This is a genomic window from Actinosynnema sp. NPDC050801 (assembly GCF_040673975.1).
In the GTDB taxonomy this organism is placed as follows: Bacteria; Actinomycetota; Actinomycetes; order Mycobacteriales; family Pseudonocardiaceae; genus Actinosynnema.
On record NZ_JBFAQZ010000009.1, the window covers coordinates 57,622 to 71,641 of the forward strand.

At 72.9% G+C, this 14,020-nt stretch carries 13 protein-coding genes; 8 read left to right on the top strand and 5 right to left on the bottom strand.

The window, feature by feature from the left end:
• The first annotated feature begins 214 nt into the window (after positions 1 to 214).
• The gene (locus AB0K14_RS21355; protein WP_360463121.1) at positions 215 to 688 is read left to right on the top strand and encodes a GNAT family N-acetyltransferase; all 474 of its coding nucleotides are present in this window, start codon (positions 215 to 217) and stop codon (positions 686 to 688) included.
• Positions 689 to 729: 41 nt separating this feature from the next.
• Here AB0K14_RS21355 and AB0K14_RS21360 read toward each other — a convergent pair whose 3' ends face one another.
• The 3 genes from AB0K14_RS21360 to AB0K14_RS21370 all read right to left on the bottom strand — a co-directional run bounded on the left by AB0K14_RS21360 (position 730) and on the right by AB0K14_RS21370 (position 3,740).
• Entirely contained in the window at positions 730 to 1,089 is a 360-nt protein-coding gene (locus AB0K14_RS21360; RefSeq protein WP_360463118.1) for a GntR family transcriptional regulator, read from the bottom strand.
• A 7-nt stretch (positions 1,090 to 1,096) separates the two neighbouring features.
• Complete coding sequence (locus AB0K14_RS21365) at positions 1,097 to 2,110, bottom strand: hypothetical protein (protein ID WP_360463115.1); 1,014 nt, start codon at positions 2,108 to 2,110, stop codon at positions 1,097 to 1,099.
• 103 nt (positions 2,111 to 2,213) lie between these two features.
• Complete coding sequence (locus AB0K14_RS21370) at positions 2,214 to 3,740, bottom strand: MFS transporter (RefSeq protein WP_364338533.1); 1,527 nt, start codon at positions 3,738 to 3,740, stop codon at positions 2,214 to 2,216.
• Positions 3,741 to 3,948: 208 nt separating this feature from the next.
• Here AB0K14_RS21370 and AB0K14_RS21375 point away from each other — a divergent pair, with 208 nt between their 5' ends.
• From AB0K14_RS21375 to AB0K14_RS21405, 7 genes are all read left to right on the top strand, one after another.
• Complete coding sequence (locus AB0K14_RS21375) at positions 3,949 to 4,284, top strand: helix-turn-helix domain-containing protein (RefSeq protein ID WP_360462273.1); 336 nt, start codon at positions 3,949 to 3,951, stop codon at positions 4,282 to 4,284.
• Between the two features lie 43 nt (positions 4,285 to 4,327).
• On the top strand, positions 4,328 to 4,984 hold the full coding sequence (locus tag AB0K14_RS21380) for an NAD(P)-binding domain-containing protein (protein WP_360462270.1): 657 nt from the start codon (positions 4,328 to 4,330) through the stop codon (positions 4,982 to 4,984).
• Positions 4,985 to 5,185: 201 nt separating this feature from the next.
• A complete protein-coding gene (locus AB0K14_RS21385; protein ID WP_360462267.1) occupies positions 5,186 to 6,091 on the top strand; it encodes a glycosyltransferase in 906 nt (301 codons plus the stop codon).
• A 9-nt stretch (positions 6,092 to 6,100) separates the two neighbouring features.
• Complete coding sequence (locus AB0K14_RS21390) at positions 6,101 to 7,969, top strand: ABC transporter ATP-binding protein (RefSeq protein WP_360462264.1); 1,869 nt, start codon at positions 6,101 to 6,103, stop codon at positions 7,967 to 7,969.
• The gene (locus tag AB0K14_RS21395) at positions 7,966 to 9,750 is read left to right on the top strand and encodes an ABC transporter ATP-binding protein (protein ID WP_360462261.1); all 1,785 of its coding nucleotides are present in this window, start codon (positions 7,966 to 7,968) and stop codon (positions 9,748 to 9,750) included. Before AB0K14_RS21390 ends, AB0K14_RS21395 begins: the two co-directional genes overlap by 4 nt.
• 131 nt (positions 9,751 to 9,881) lie before the next feature.
• Positions 9,882 to 10,580 carry a universal stress protein gene (locus AB0K14_RS21400; protein WP_360462258.1) on the top strand — a complete coding sequence of 233 codons (699 nt, stop codon included), beginning with the start codon at positions 9,882 to 9,884 and terminating at the stop codon, positions 10,578 to 10,580.
• 94 nt (positions 10,581 to 10,674) lie between these two features.
• Complete coding sequence (locus tag AB0K14_RS21405; RefSeq protein ID WP_360462255.1) at positions 10,675 to 11,955, top strand: APC family permease; 1,281 nt, start codon at positions 10,675 to 10,677, stop codon at positions 11,953 to 11,955.
• Between the two features lie 64 nt (positions 11,956 to 12,019).
• Here the strand turns inward: AB0K14_RS21405 and AB0K14_RS21410 are convergent, their stop codons facing one another.
• Together AB0K14_RS21410 and AB0K14_RS21415 are read right to left on the bottom strand one after the other, a co-directional pair.
• A complete protein-coding gene (locus AB0K14_RS21410) occupies positions 12,020 to 12,700 on the bottom strand; it encodes a response regulator transcription factor (RefSeq protein WP_360462252.1) in 681 nt (226 codons plus the stop codon).
• Entirely contained in the window at positions 12,697 to 13,884 is a 1,188-nt protein-coding gene (locus tag AB0K14_RS21415; RefSeq protein ID WP_360462249.1) for a histidine kinase, read from the bottom strand. Before AB0K14_RS21415 ends, AB0K14_RS21410 begins: the two co-directional genes overlap by 4 nt.
• Between the last annotated feature and the right edge of the window lie 136 nt (positions 13,885 to 14,020).

Below are 14,020 nucleotides of genomic sequence, written 5' to 3' on the forward strand. Positions count from 1 at the left end.
GAGTGAACCTCGCGAACCGGTCCTCCGGCGCCGAAAACGGGGCCACCCGGCGTAAGGATTTCGCTAAAACGCCCACAGTGGAGGGTGCCCGCGGCGTTTCCGGGCGTGGCCGACGGCCATGGCGGTCCCCCCGGCCGGTGACGGCTCCGAGATTGTCGGAGGCCGCTGATACGTTCCGCGCAGGCTCAGACAGAGCGGGATGAAGGGGGCACCGGTGGCAGAGGTGGCGTTGCGGGCGGTCGAGGATTCCGATCTCGACGCGCTGTTCGAGCAGATGCGTGACCCGGAGTCGGTGCGGATGGCCGCGTTCACCGCGAAGGATCCCGACGACCGCGAGGCGTTCGACGCCCACATGGCGAAGATCAGGGCCTCGCCCGACACCACGCTGCGTGCGGTGACCCGCGATGGGCGGCTCGTCGGCAGCATCTCCAGCTTCGTCATGGAGGGTGACACCGAGATCACCTACTGGATCGACCGTTCGGTCTGGGGTCAGGGGGTCGCCGGCCGTGCCCTGGCGCTGCTCCTGGACACGGTCCGGGTCCGGCCCCTGCACGCCCGTGCCGCCAGTGACAACGTCGGATCGCTCAGAGTCCTGCGGAAGGCGGGCTTCACGGTCATCGGCACCGAGGTGGCCTACGCTCCCGCCCGGGACGCCGAGATCGAGGAAACCGTCCTGCGTCTCGACTAGCGGTCGCCGCACACGGGCCGCCCACTGGTGACCTTCACGGCTCAGGGGTGTTGCAGGGCGTCGCGGACCAGGGCCAGGGTCTGGTCGGCGGTCAGGCCGAGGTGGCGGCAGGCGGAGGTGAAGTCGCGGGCGAGCTGGTCCGTGCGGGCTCGCAGCGAGTTGCCGGCGTCCGTGACGACGGCTCCGCGGCCTCGGCGCAGCTCGACCAACCCTTCGTCACGCAGTTGCTGGTAGCCGCGCAGGATCGTGTGCAGGCCGACGGAGAGCGCCGCGGCGGCTTCGCGTGCGGGGGGCAGGCGGTCGCCCGGCCGGACCGAGCCGTCGGCGATGCCCGCGCGCACCGACCGGGCGACCTGGTCGGCGAGCCCCACCGGGGACGACGGGTCGACGGAGATCAGCATCGGCGGATCAGTCCCCCGTTGTCGTGCCGCTGGTCCGTGCGCGGGCCAGGTGTCCGTTGACCAGTGCGACGGCCGCCTCGGGGTCCCGGAGGGCGGCGACGAAAGGCCGGTCGTCGGTCAGCCTGAGGACCATGACCGGCCCGCGCCCGGCGGCATACCCCCAGTACCGCTTGTTCTCCGCGAGGCCCCACCCGGCGGTCGGGGCGCGCTCGGCCGTCTCGGCGTACCGCACGTGCCGGTAGGGCACACGGCGTCGCGCGCGCCCGAGCAGGGGCAGGGTCAGCGACACCCCGGTGCCGTCGATCTGGATCCTCGCCGTGGACTGCAGCACCGCGAACAGTCCCACCACCAGCAGCACCACGGCCGTGAACGACTGCACGACCACCATCGCCACCGGCACGCACAACAGGAACAGGACGCCGACCACCCGAGCCTTGGTGGACCACACCACTTCGCTGAACAGCGCCCGTTCGGTCCGGCCGAGCCGCCTGGCGGGCAGTCCGGCCGGCGGAGCGTCGGCGGTCTCCGGCGACGCCGGTGCGGACCCCGCCAGCAGCAGGCCCGCGACGCCACCGACCAGCCCGACCGCCGCCGGCACCACGTCGTACCACCTCGCCATCGGGTGCGGCGGGTAGCCGGGCACGTCCACCACGGCCAGCACACCGCAGACCGCCTGGGTGGCGGCCACCGTGCCGGCGGTCCAGCCACCGGCGACCACCATCCGTTGCAGTCGGGGCCACCGCCGAACCCGCCGGAACACGACCCCGAGCAACACCGCGTACAGCAGGCAGTACGACCAACCGGCGCTCCACGACGACCACGTGGGCGCGAGGTGGGCGTACTGCGGCCCCACTCGCGACCAGCCGTAGACGTACGCGCGCTCCGGCAGTCGGTCGCCGCAGACCAGCACCAACAACCACGGCACCCCTGCCGCGACCGTCAAGGGAGCCACCGCCAACAGCAGCCACCGCAGCCGACCGCGTCCCACCTCGTCCCGGAAGTCCGCCATCCCCCACCTCATTGTTACTAAAGTAGCGTAACAAGTGCCCATTGAGCCTGGCGTCCGCGGACTTGTCAAGGGCGCTGACCGCCCTCCGGAACGAGCTTGTGAGGTGGACCCCCGGTCAGTGGGTTTCCGGGACGGGGAGCGGTGTGGGGGTGGTGGGGGTGGTTCGGCGGAGGGTGATCATGCCGATGATCGCGAAGGCCACGACGATGGTGGCGCCGATGACGGCGACAGTGTGCAGGCCCGAGGAGAAGGCGTCGCGGGCGGTGGTGAGGAGGTTGTCGGACACTGCCGGGGGGAGGGTGCTCGCGGCTTGGAGGGCGCCGGCCATGCTGTCCGTCGCCACAGCGGCGGTGTCGGCGGGCACGTCGGCGGGAACGGTGACCTGGTCGCGGTAGACGGCGGTGGCGATGCTGCCGAACACGGCGATCCCCATGGCGATGCCGAACTCGGCGCTGGTCTCCGACGTGGCCGAGGCGGCACCGGCCTTCTGCGGCGGCACCGAGCTCACCACCATCTCGGTGCACAGCACGCCCTGCGGACCCATGCCGAAGCCGGCGATCGACATGCCGACCACGACGAACGCGACCCCGCCGGCGCCGGTGGCCTGGGTGAACAGCACGATCCCGCCCGCGGCGACGAGCATCCCGAAACCGAGCACGAACTCCGGTCGGAACCGTCGTGCCAGCCGCGGCGCGATGAGCGATCCGACCACGACCGCACCGGCCTGGGGCACCAGCAGGACGCCGGCTTCCACGGCGGTCAACCCGGCGACCATCTGCAGGTACTGGCTGACCAGCAGGAAGACACCGCCCATGGTGAGCGCGCCGACCAGCATGATGCTCACCGCGGCGCTGAACGCCCGCACCCGGAACAGCTTCAGGTCCAGCACCGGGTCGGCCAGGCCGCGTTGACGGCGGACGAACGCCACACCCACGGCCACGCCCACGGCGAGCACGACGACCTTGACCACGGACACGCCGTCCTTGGCGGTCTCCTTGAGGGCGTAGACGATCGGCAGGATCGCGCCCAGCGACAGTGCCACGCTCGCCAGGTCGAGCCGCCCGGCGGCGGTGTCGCGGTACTCCGGCAGCAGCTTCGGCGCGGTGGCCAGCAGCAGCACCATGACCGGCACGGCCATCAGGAACACCGAGCCCCACCAGAAGTGCTCCAGCAGCACGCCACCGACCACCGGCCCGATCACCATGCCGCCCATGAAGCAGCTCATCCACACCGCGATCGCGGTCCCGCGCTGGCCGGGGTCCTGGAACATGTTGCTGATCAGCGCCAACGTGGACGGCATCAGCGTGGCCCCGGCGACCCCGAGCACGGCCCGTGCCCCGATCAGCATCTCCGGGCTGGTGGTGAACGCCGCCACGACGGACGCCGCGCCGAACGCGGCACCGCCGACCATCAGCAGCTTCCGCCGCCCGATCCGGTCACCCAGGGTGCCCATCGTGACCAGGAAACCCGCGATCATGAAGCCGTAGACGTCGATGATCCACAGCAGTTGCGAGCTGCTCGGCCGCAGGTCGGCGGCCAGGTGGGGGACCGCCAGGTGCAGCACGCTCATGTCCAGCGACAGCAGCAGCGTCGGCAACGCCAGCACCGCCAGCCCCGACCACTCGCGTCGTCCAGCCCTCATCGTCGTCTCCCGGGATCATCTCGGTTCTCTCCTGTCACCCTTGCGTCGAACGGCGAGGGCCCAGATCGACATCCCGGGGCGGAAAAGTCGAGGAATTTCCCACAGTTCACTCAGGGGTGATAGGTGATAGCGGTGGGTGTCGAGTCATGAGACGGTGGGTGCCGGTGGTGGATCAGGAGTCGCCGACCGCGCGGGGTGGTGGTGGCGGGTGAGTGACTACGACGTGTTCCTCGCCGACTGTCCCGCACGCACGACGCTGGACCTGGTGGCGGACACGTGGTCGGTCGTCGTGGTGTTCGGGTTGGGGCGCGGTCCGCAGCGCTACAGCGACCTGCGCGACCGGATCGGTGGGATCAGCAAGAAGATGCTCACCCAGACGCTGCGCAAGCTGGAGCGCAACAACCTCGTGGAGCGACGGGTCCTGGCCACCGCGCCCGCCGGTGTCGAGTACCGGCTGACGCCGCTCGGTGAGAGCCTGCTCGGGCCGGTGTCGGTGCTCGCCAGGTGGGCGGAGGAGCACGCGGACGACCTGGCCGACAGGTGACGGGGAACCGGGTGGTGCCCCACGTCCGCCTAACGTCGCCGCCATGAGAATCGGTGTTCTCGGTGCCGGGGTGATGGCCGACGCGCTCGGCACGCGGTGGGCGGCGGCCGGCCACGAGGTGATGGTCGCGGGTCGGAGCGCGGACAAGGCCGAGGCGTTGGCCCGGAAGTGGGGTGGCCGCGCCGGGAGTTTCCGCGAGGTGGCCGAGTTCGGCGACATCGCCCTGATCGCGGTCCTCCACCAGGGCATGGCGGCCACTCTGGCCGGGATCGGCGACGCGCTGCGCGGCAAGCCGGTCGTCGACTGCAACAACCCGGTCGAGGTCGAGCACTTCACCCTGGTCACCGCGCCGGGTCGGTCGATGGCGCAGGACATCGCGTCGGCGACCGGCGGGCACGTCGTCAAGGCGTTCAACCTCTGCGAGGCGCGGGTGTGGCGGATGGAGCCGCCGGTGTTCGACGGCCGTCCCCTGGTGGTCCCCTACTGCGGTGACCACGCCACCGCGCTGGACATGACGCGGCGGCTCATCGCCGACCTCGGCGGTGAACCGCTGCCGGTCGGCGACCTCCGGCACGCCCACCACCTCGAAGCGATGGCCGCGATCGTGATCTCGCTGCTGTTCGGCGGGCGTGACCCGCACACGGTCTTCAACCTCGTGGACGCGGGCGGGACCGGCCTCGGGCGAGGACTTCGCCCGTAGTGTTGACCAACCCTCACGAACCTCGGCAGACTTGCGCGGTGGTCGGCGGGGGATCACCCGGAAGCGTGGATCTTCGTCGAGGCCCCACCGGGTTCTCCGACCTCGTCACACGGGTTCCGGAAGGCGGGCGGCGCGCTGACGGCGTCCGACCACGGACAAACCACTGACGGCCTTGGCGGGACCTCTGAAGGAGAGCCTCTCGTGGGTAGCCCATTGCGTTGCACGGTCATCGTCCCGACCTACAACAGGAAGCGGTTGCTGGAGCTCACGCTCGACTCGCTCGTCAAGCAGGACCTCCCGCGCGACCGGTTCGAGGTGTTGGTCGTCGACGACGGCTCCAGCGACGACACGGCGGCCATGGTGCGGGGGTTCGAGGACCGGTTGGACCTGCGGTACTTCTTCCAGCCCGACGAGGGCTACCAGGTCGCCCGGGCGCGGAACGTGGGTCTGCGGCACGCCCGCGGCGAGGTCTGCGTCTTCGTCGACTCCGGCGTGCTGCTGCACTCCGCGAGCCTGCGCGCGCACGTGACCGCGCACGAGGCCGCCGAGGAACCGTTGGCGCTCAACGGGTACGTGTACTGCTTCAACCTCGACAACGAGGACGCCCAGCTCATCCGCAAGTTCGTGGACGTCGACGAGGTCGACTCGACCATCGCGTCGTTGGAGCGCGCGCAGGCGTGGCCGGACGTGCGCGAACCGTTCTACGGTCGGTACTCCGACGACTTCGGCCACCTCCCTGCCCCGTGGTTGATGTACTGGACCTGCCACGCGTCGGCGCGCACGGAGCAGGTGCGTTCGATCGGCATGTACGACGAGGCGTTCCGGCAGTGGGGTGGCGAGGACCTCGACCTCGCCTACCGGCTGCACCGCGACGGCGCCCGGTTCGGCGTGATCCGCGAGGCGAGCTCCATCCACTACCCGCACGACAAGGACCACGGCGACAACACCAAGTCGGCGCTGGAGAACTACCGCTACATCGCGGAGAAGTACCGGACGCCGATCACCCGGCTGCTGACCGAGGTGCCCGCGATCCGCTTCTCGGCGTTCAATGACGTCGTCGAGGAGCGCGGGCTGCCCCGCTGCGCCGATCACCTGACAGCCGGGTAGAGGGCCGGCATGAGGATCCGCTCCTGGGCCAGCGCCGCGCGAGAGCAGTTCGCCGCACGACGGGACATCGTCCGGCTCCTCCCCCGTGCCGGCGGCGGGCTGGTCGCCGCGCTGGTCGTGGTCGACGTGCTGCTCGGCTGCCTCCCGGTGGTGTTCACCGTGGCGACGGCGATGGTGCTGGGACGGGTGCCGGCGGCCGTCGACGCGGGGCTGGACTCGGGTGCGTGGGACTCGCTGGTCGCGGTGTTCGGGGTGGCGGCGGGCGCGTTCGTCGCCCGGCAGCTGATCTCCCCGGTGGAACGGGCGATGGGCGAGTTGCTGACGCGCCGGATCGACGGTCGGGTGTTCGACGAGCTGATGGCCGCGTCGCTGCGCAGCCCCGGCCTCGGCCCGTTGGAGGACCAGCGGGCGCTCGACGCGCTGCGGTCCGCCGCGCGGGAGGTGGAGTTCGGCGTGCAGAGCCCCGGCCGGGCGGCTGCCGGCCTGCTCGCGCTGATCGCGCGGTACACCGAGCTCGTCGGCCACGCGGTCGCGGTGGGGGTGGTGTTCTCGTGGCCGGCGTCGGCGGCGCTGGTCGTCACCGTGCTGCTGTTCCGCCACGGCCAGCGCGGCGGGCTGCGCCGGTACGCCCGGACCCGGCAGCTGCTCGCCGCCGACCAGCGCGAGATCGACTACCTGCGCGAGCTGGCCGGTGGCGCCGCCGCGGGCAAGGAGATCCGGGTCTTCGGCCTGGCGGGCTGGCTGCGACAACGTTTGCGCGACACCCACCTCCGCTTCCTCGAACCCCTGTGGGCCGAGCGCCGCGGCATCTACCTGTGGCCGTTCGTCCGGTTCTCGGTCGTGGGCCTGGTGGTGACGGGCGTGGTCTTCGCGGTCGTCGGCGCGACGGCGCACGAGATGACGCTCACCGGGTTCGTCCTCGTCGCGACGGCGACGCTGGGCCTGCTGCGGCTGGCCGAGCACTACTCGGAGGCGGACCTGCCGACCGCGATCGGCATGAGGGCCTACGACTCGGTGCGGCGGTTCGCCGAGCACGTCGACGCGCACGAGGAGCACCCCGGTCCGGTGCGGCGGTCGGCGGTGCCCGAGCCGGTCGGCGCCATCCGGTTCGAGCAGGTCGGCTTCCGCTACCCCGGCCGGCCCGGGATGATCTTCGACGGGCTGGACCTGACGATCCCCGTCGGCCGCTGCACGGCCATCGTGGGCGTGAACGGCGCCGGCAAGACCACCCTGGTCAAGCTGCTCGCCAGGCTCTACGAGCCGACCTCGGGTCGGATCACGCTGGACGGCGTCGACATCCGGGAGTTCCCGGTGGACGAGTGGCGCGCCCGGCTCGGTGTGATCTTCCAGGACTTCGTGCGGTACGAGTCGTCCGTGGCGGACAACGTCGGGCTCGGCGCCGTCGACTTCCTGGACGACCGGGCGACGATCGGCGAGGTGGTCGAGTCGGTCGGCCTGGGCCGAGCCGTGGCCCGCCTGCCCCGCGGTCTGGACACGCCGCTGGCGCGGCACCTCACCGACGGCGCGGAGCTGTCGGGTGGCCAGTGGCAGCGCGTCGCGCTGGCGCGCGCGTTGTTCGCGCTGCGCCACGGTGCACGGGTGGTGGTGCTGGACGAACCGACGGCGAGCCTGGACGTGCGCGCGGAGACCGGTTTCTTCGAGGAGTTCGCGGGTCTCGCCGAGGGCGCGACCACCCTGCTGATCTCGCACCGGTTCTCGACCGTGCGGCACGCCGACCTCATCGTCGTCCTGGAGCACGGCCGGGTCACCGAGCAGGGCGGCCACGCGGACCTGCTGGCGCGCGACGGGCGTTACGCGGAGCTGTTCCGGTTGCAGGCCGACCGGTTCGGCGACGCGGTCGGGGAGCCGGTCCCGTGAAGGTGCTCCTGACAGGCGCGTGGACCATGATCACCACGGCGTGGCGGTTGAACCGGCGCAAGACGGCGCTGGCGGTGGTCCTGATGACGGCGGGCGCCGTCGCCGCCCCGCTGCTGGCGACCGCGCTCGGGTGGATGACCCGCGAGGTCGTCGCGGGCGCCGCGGGGCGGGCGGTGCTCGCCGGCGTGACCGTCGCCGTGCTGGCGTTGGTGGTGCTGGCCTTCGGGCACTTCGCCCACCTGGCGTACTACGAGCTCTCGGAGCTGGCCGAGCTGGACTTCGACGAGCGCGTGATCGAGGTGTCGAACGGTTCGGCCGGCATCGAGCACCACGAGCGGGCCGAGCACGCCGACACGTGGACCGTGCTGCGGCAGGAGGGCAGGCAGTTCCGCACCGGTCTCGAAGCGCTCCTCAACGGTGTCGGCCTCGTCCTCGCCGTGGTGCTCACCGGGGTGCTGCTGGCCGTGCAGAACCCGTTGCTGCTGTTGCTGCCCGTCGCCGCGGTGCCGCCCCTGCTCGCGGGTCGCGCGGCCGAACGGGTGCTCGACCGGGCCAGGACGGCGACCGCCGAGCCGACCAGGACCGCGCTCAACCTGTTCCACCTGGCCACCTCCGCCCGCGTGGCGGGCGAGGTGAGGGTGTCCCGGGTCCAGGGCGAACTGCGTGCCCGGCACGAGCGGCTGTGGGCGCAGGCCACGCGGGGGCTGTGGCGCGCACAGCTGACCGCGACGTGGATGCGCGCGGCGGGACAGGTCTTCTTCGCGCTCGCGTACATCGCGGGTGTGCTGCTCGTGGTGCGTGACGCGATCGCGGGACGGCGCGGGGTCGGCGACGTGGTGCTGGTGATCGTGCTCGCCGCGCAGGTCAACCAGCAGGTCGCCACGGCCGTCACGCTCCTGCAGGACCTCCAGCGGATGGCCGGCGCGTACCGGCGCCTCACCGAGGTCACCGCGTCGGTGACCGCGGCCGACCCGGCTCCGCGTCCCGAGTCGCCCCCGCTGCGGCTGCGCGACGGGATCGAGCTCGCCGGGGTGGCCTTCACCTATCCGGGCACCGACGTCGCGGTGCTGCACCGGGTCGACCTCCACCTCCCGGCCGGCGCCACCGTCGCGATCGTCGGCGAGAACGGCGCCGGCAAGTCGACCCTGGTCAAGCTGCTCTGCGGGTTCTACCGGCCGTCCGAGGGCCGGATCCTGGTCGACGGAGCGGACCTGCACCACATGCCGGTGGACGAGTGGCGCGGCCGGATCGCGGCCGGGTTCCAGGACTTCGTCCGGTACGAGTTCCCGGCCCAGCAGGTGGTCGGCCTCGGCGACCTGCCCCGGGTGTCGTCGGAACCGGCCGTCCTCGCGGCGCTGGACCGCGCCGGCGCCACCGGCGTGGTGCGCGACCTGCCCGACGGCCTGCGCACCCACCTCGGCAAGAGCTACGCCGACGGCGCGGAGCCGTCCGGGGGCCAGTGGCAGAAGCTGGCGCTCGGCCGGGCCATGATGCGGGAGGCTCCCCTGCTCCTCGTCCTGGACGAGCCGACGTCGGCGTTGGACCCCGAGGCGGAGCACGTCCTGTTCCAGCGGTACGCCGACCACGCGCGGCGGGTCGCCCGCAGGACCGGGGGGATCACCGTCTTCGTGTCCCACCGGTTCTCCACGGTGCGCATGGCCGACCTGATCATCGTGGTCCGGGACGGGCGGGTGGTGGAGACCGGCGACCACGCCTCGCTCACGGCGGCGGCCGGCCTGTACGCGGAGTTGTTCGCGCTCCAGGCGAAGGCGTACCGCTGAGCGTTGCCCGGGGTGCGCGGCACGGAGGTGGCGACCGGGTCGTCACCTCGCCGTGCGGTCGGCGGGTTGCTGGTGGACCCTTCCGGGTGAGGCGCTTCGCCCCGCGGTCGACCCGGAACGGCGGTGGACAGATGAGCAACCAGGCGATACCCGCACCGGTCGTCGCGGTGCGTGACAGCTCCGGTCGGGGCTTGGCGGCGCTGCGCTGGGCCAGGGCACACGCCCGCCTGGTCGGGGCGCCGCTGGAGGTGCACCCGCCCACCGCGGACCACGTGCGCGACCTGCTGCTGGCCAGCACGCGCGCCGAGGTGGTCGTGGTGGCGCACCGCGGCGACGACGGCACGTCGTTCGGCCTCGGCCGGTTCGTGCTGCCGCTGGTGCAGCACGCCGCGTCCGACGTCGTGGTGGTCCGCGGCACGCCCGAGGCCATGCGCGGGGCCCACCACCGCGTCACCGCCCTGATCACCGGTGACGAGCACGACGACCTGGCGCTGGCCCGTGCGATCGACCTCGCCGCGCGCCGCGGCTCCGCGTTGCGGGTGCTGCACGCCTCGCCGCCGCTGCCGGTGCGTGCCGACAGCCCCGACGCGCTCGTCGCGCACGCCGACCGGGCGCTGCGGGGGATCCCGCACACCTCGGTGCTGGCCCGGATGCACCCGAACGAGGCCGTCGCCCGGTTCGCCGACACCGACCTGCTCGTGCTCGGCGACCGGGGTCCGACCGCCCGCGCGGCCCTGCACCACGCCCGCTGCCCCGTCCTCGTGGCGCACCGCGTCCCGGCGGAGCCGTCCGACCGGCACACCCACCGCCCGGCCCGCAGCGGGTCCTGACGCACACCGCTTGAGGTCGTGCGGGTCCGCGGGCGTCCTGCTCGGCCTGGGAACATCACCGGGTCATCGAGGCCGCCCGGCGAAAGGACCACCAGTGCCCTCCCCCACCGACCACGGCGACGCACCCCGGCTCGCGCGGCGACTGGGCACCGGCAGCGCCGTCGTGCTCGGTCTCGGCGCCATGATCGGGGCGGGGGTGTTCGCCGCGATCGGTCCCGCCGCACGCGCGGCGGGCGCCGGGCTGCTGGTCGGCTTGGTGATCGCGGCCGTGGTGGCGTACTGCAACGCGACGTCCTCGGCCCGGTTGGCCGCCCTCTACCCCGAATCCGGCGGCACCTACGTCTACGGGAGGGAACGGCTCGGCCCGTTCTGGGGCTACCTGGCCGGCTGGGGCTTCGTGGTCGGCAAGACCGCGTCCTGCGCGGCGATGGCCCTGACGGTCGCCGCCTACGCCCTGCCCGACGCCGGGCGGCCGACCCGGACCGCACTGGCGGTGGGCGTGGTGGTGGCGTTGACCGCGCTGAACTACCGCGGTGTGCGCAAGTCCGTCCGGCTGACCGGGATCATCGTGACGATCACCCTGACCGTGCTCACCCTCGCGGTGATCGCCTCGTTCACCGGCGGCACCGCCACCGCCGACCACCTCCGGCCGTTCCCCGGTGGCGGCCCGCTCGGCGTCCTCCAGTCCGCCGGCCTGTTGTTCTTCGCCTTCGCCGGCTACGCCCGCATCGCCACGCTCGGCGAGGAGGTGCGCGATCCCCGGCGCACCATCCCCCGGGCCATCCCGATCGCGCTGGGCATCACGCTCGTGGTCTACGTGCTGGTCGCGGTCGCGGCGCTGACCGCGCTCGGCCCCGAGCGGCTGGCGTCCGTCGCCGACCCGCTGGCGGGCGCCGTCGCCGCGGGCTCGTGGTCCTGGCTGGAGCCCGTGGTGCGGGTAGGCGCGGCCGTGGCCGCCCTGGGTTCGCTGCTCGCGCTCGTGCTCGGCGTCTCCCGCACCACGCTGGCCATGGCCCGCGACGGCCACCTCCCCCGGACCCTCGCCGTCGTGCACCCCCGGTTCCGGGTGCCCCACCACGCCGAGGTCGCGGTCGGTGTCGCGGTCGCGGTCCTCGTGAGCGTGGTCGACCTGCGCGGCGCCATCGGCTTCTCGTCGTTCGCGGTGCTCGTCTACTACGCCATCGCCAACGCCTCCGCGTGGACGCTGCGCCGCGACGAGGGTCGCTCGCCCCGCGTCGTGCCCGCCACCGGCCTGATCGGCTGCCTCGTGCTGGCCTTCACCCTGCCCGGCAGCGCCGTGCTCGCCGGTGGTGCGGTGCTCGCGCTCGGCGCCGCCACCTGGTTCGCCCGCCGCACGGCCGTCGCCCGCCGGTAGGGCCGGCCGGTAGGGCCCGACGTCGCACGGCGGCACCACCGGGTCGGCTGGTCGACGCCCGGGATCACCCGGACCGCGGTGGCCCGGGGTTGCGCGGGGTGACCAGGCCGGACTCGTAGGCCAGCACGACCAGTTGGGCGCGGTCGCGGGCGTGGAGCTTGGTCATCGCCCGGTTGACGTGGGTCTTGGCGGTCAGCGGGCTGATCACCATGTGGTGGGCGATCTCGTCGTTGGACAGACCCCGCGCGACGAGGACGACGGCCTCGCGCTCGCGGTTGGTCAGTTCCGCGAGCCCGGTGTGGGTGGCGTTGTCGAGCGGCTGGGCGACGTACCGGTCGATCAGCTTGCGGGTGATGGACGGTGCGAGCAGGGCGTCGCCGCGGGCCGCGACGCGCACGGCGTGCAGGAAGTCCTCGGGTTCGATGTCCTTGACCAGGAACCCGGCCGCGCCGGCGCGCAGCGCGTTGAAGACGTACTCGTCCAGGCCGTAGTTGGTCAGGATCACCACGTGCACCGAGGCCAGGGTGGGGTCCGCGGCGATGCGCCGGGTCGCCTCGATGCCGTCCACGACCGGCATCTGGATGTCGATGAGGGCGATGTCGGGCAGGTGCCGCCTGGCCAGCGCCACGCCCCGGCCACCGTCGGCGGCCTCGGCGACCACCTCGATGTCGTCCTCGGCGGCGAGCAGCGCGCGGAACCCGCTGCGGATGAGCGGCTGGTCGTCGACCAGCAGGACGCGGATCACGACGTCCCGGCCACGGGCAGTTCGGCTTGGACGGGTGTGTCTCGCACGGGCAGTTCGGCTCGCGCTGGGAGTTCGGCTTGGACTGGGAGCTCGGCTCGCACGGCGAAGCCGCCGTCGCTGCGCGGCGCCGCGCGCAGCCGCCCGCCCAGGGCGGTGACCCGCTCGCGCATCCCGAGCAGGCCGACGCCGGGCACCGGCGCGGTGTCGGGCGTGGCCCTGCCGTCGTCCTCGACCCGGATGACCACCGCGTCGGGGAGGTAGTCGATGCGGACCGAGGCGGTGGCCGCGGCGGCGTGCCGGGCGATGTTGGTCAGCGACTCCTGCACGATCCGGTAGGCGGTCCGGTCCACGGCGGTGGGCACGGCGTCGTGGTGGCCCTCGATCGTCAGCGTCGCGTCCAGCCCGGTGGTCCGGGCCCGCTGCACGAGTTCCGGGACGTGGGCGAGGCCGTGCGGCGGCGTCTTGTCGTCGTCCCGCAACGCTTCCAGCGTCGCCCGCAGTTCACGGGCCGCCTCACGGCCGGCGTCCCGGATCGCCAGCAGGGCGTCGGGCACCTGCTCGCCCCGCTTGTGCGCCAGGTGGACGGCGACCTCGGCCTGCACCTTGATCACGGAGATCTGGTGGGTGAGCGAGTCGTGCAGCTCCCGCGCGATGTGCAGCCGCTCCTCGTCGGCACGCCGCCGTGCGGTCTCCTCGCGGGTGCGTTCGGCCTCGTCGGCTCGGCGCTCGGCCTGCCGCAGCGCCTCGCCCGCCGCGCCGGCGGCGACCAGCCAGGCCAGTTCGAGGACGTTGCGGGACTGCGTGAACGCCTCGCCGACGGCCCAGTCCTGCGGCGCGAGCAGGATCGCGAGCGGCAGGGCAGCCAGCATGAGCACCGAACCGACCACCGCGACCAGTCGGTGTCCCGCCCGGACGGTCGCGTACACCGCGAACAGGTACGCGACGACGGGCACGTCGAACCCGACGGCCTGGTAGCCGAGCGCGCACAACCCGGTCACGGCCAGCACGGTCACCGGCGCCCGGCGGCGGGCGACCAGCGCCAGCCCGCCGGCGGCCAGCAACCCGTGCCCCAGCGGGGCCGGCCCCGTCGAGGGGTGTTCCCAGGACAGCCCGGCGACCACCATGGTCACCGCCACGCCGACTGCGATCGCCCAGTCCTGGAAAGCGATCGGTCCCCTGCTCATGCGTGCACACTAACCGCGTCGCCGCGAGGGCGACTCCTACCGGCGGATGATCGACCGCATACCGCGCACGCAGTACTTCCGCGGTTCCTGCGGCAGGCGCGGCAGGCTGGATTGCCTGCGTGCGCACAACGACCGG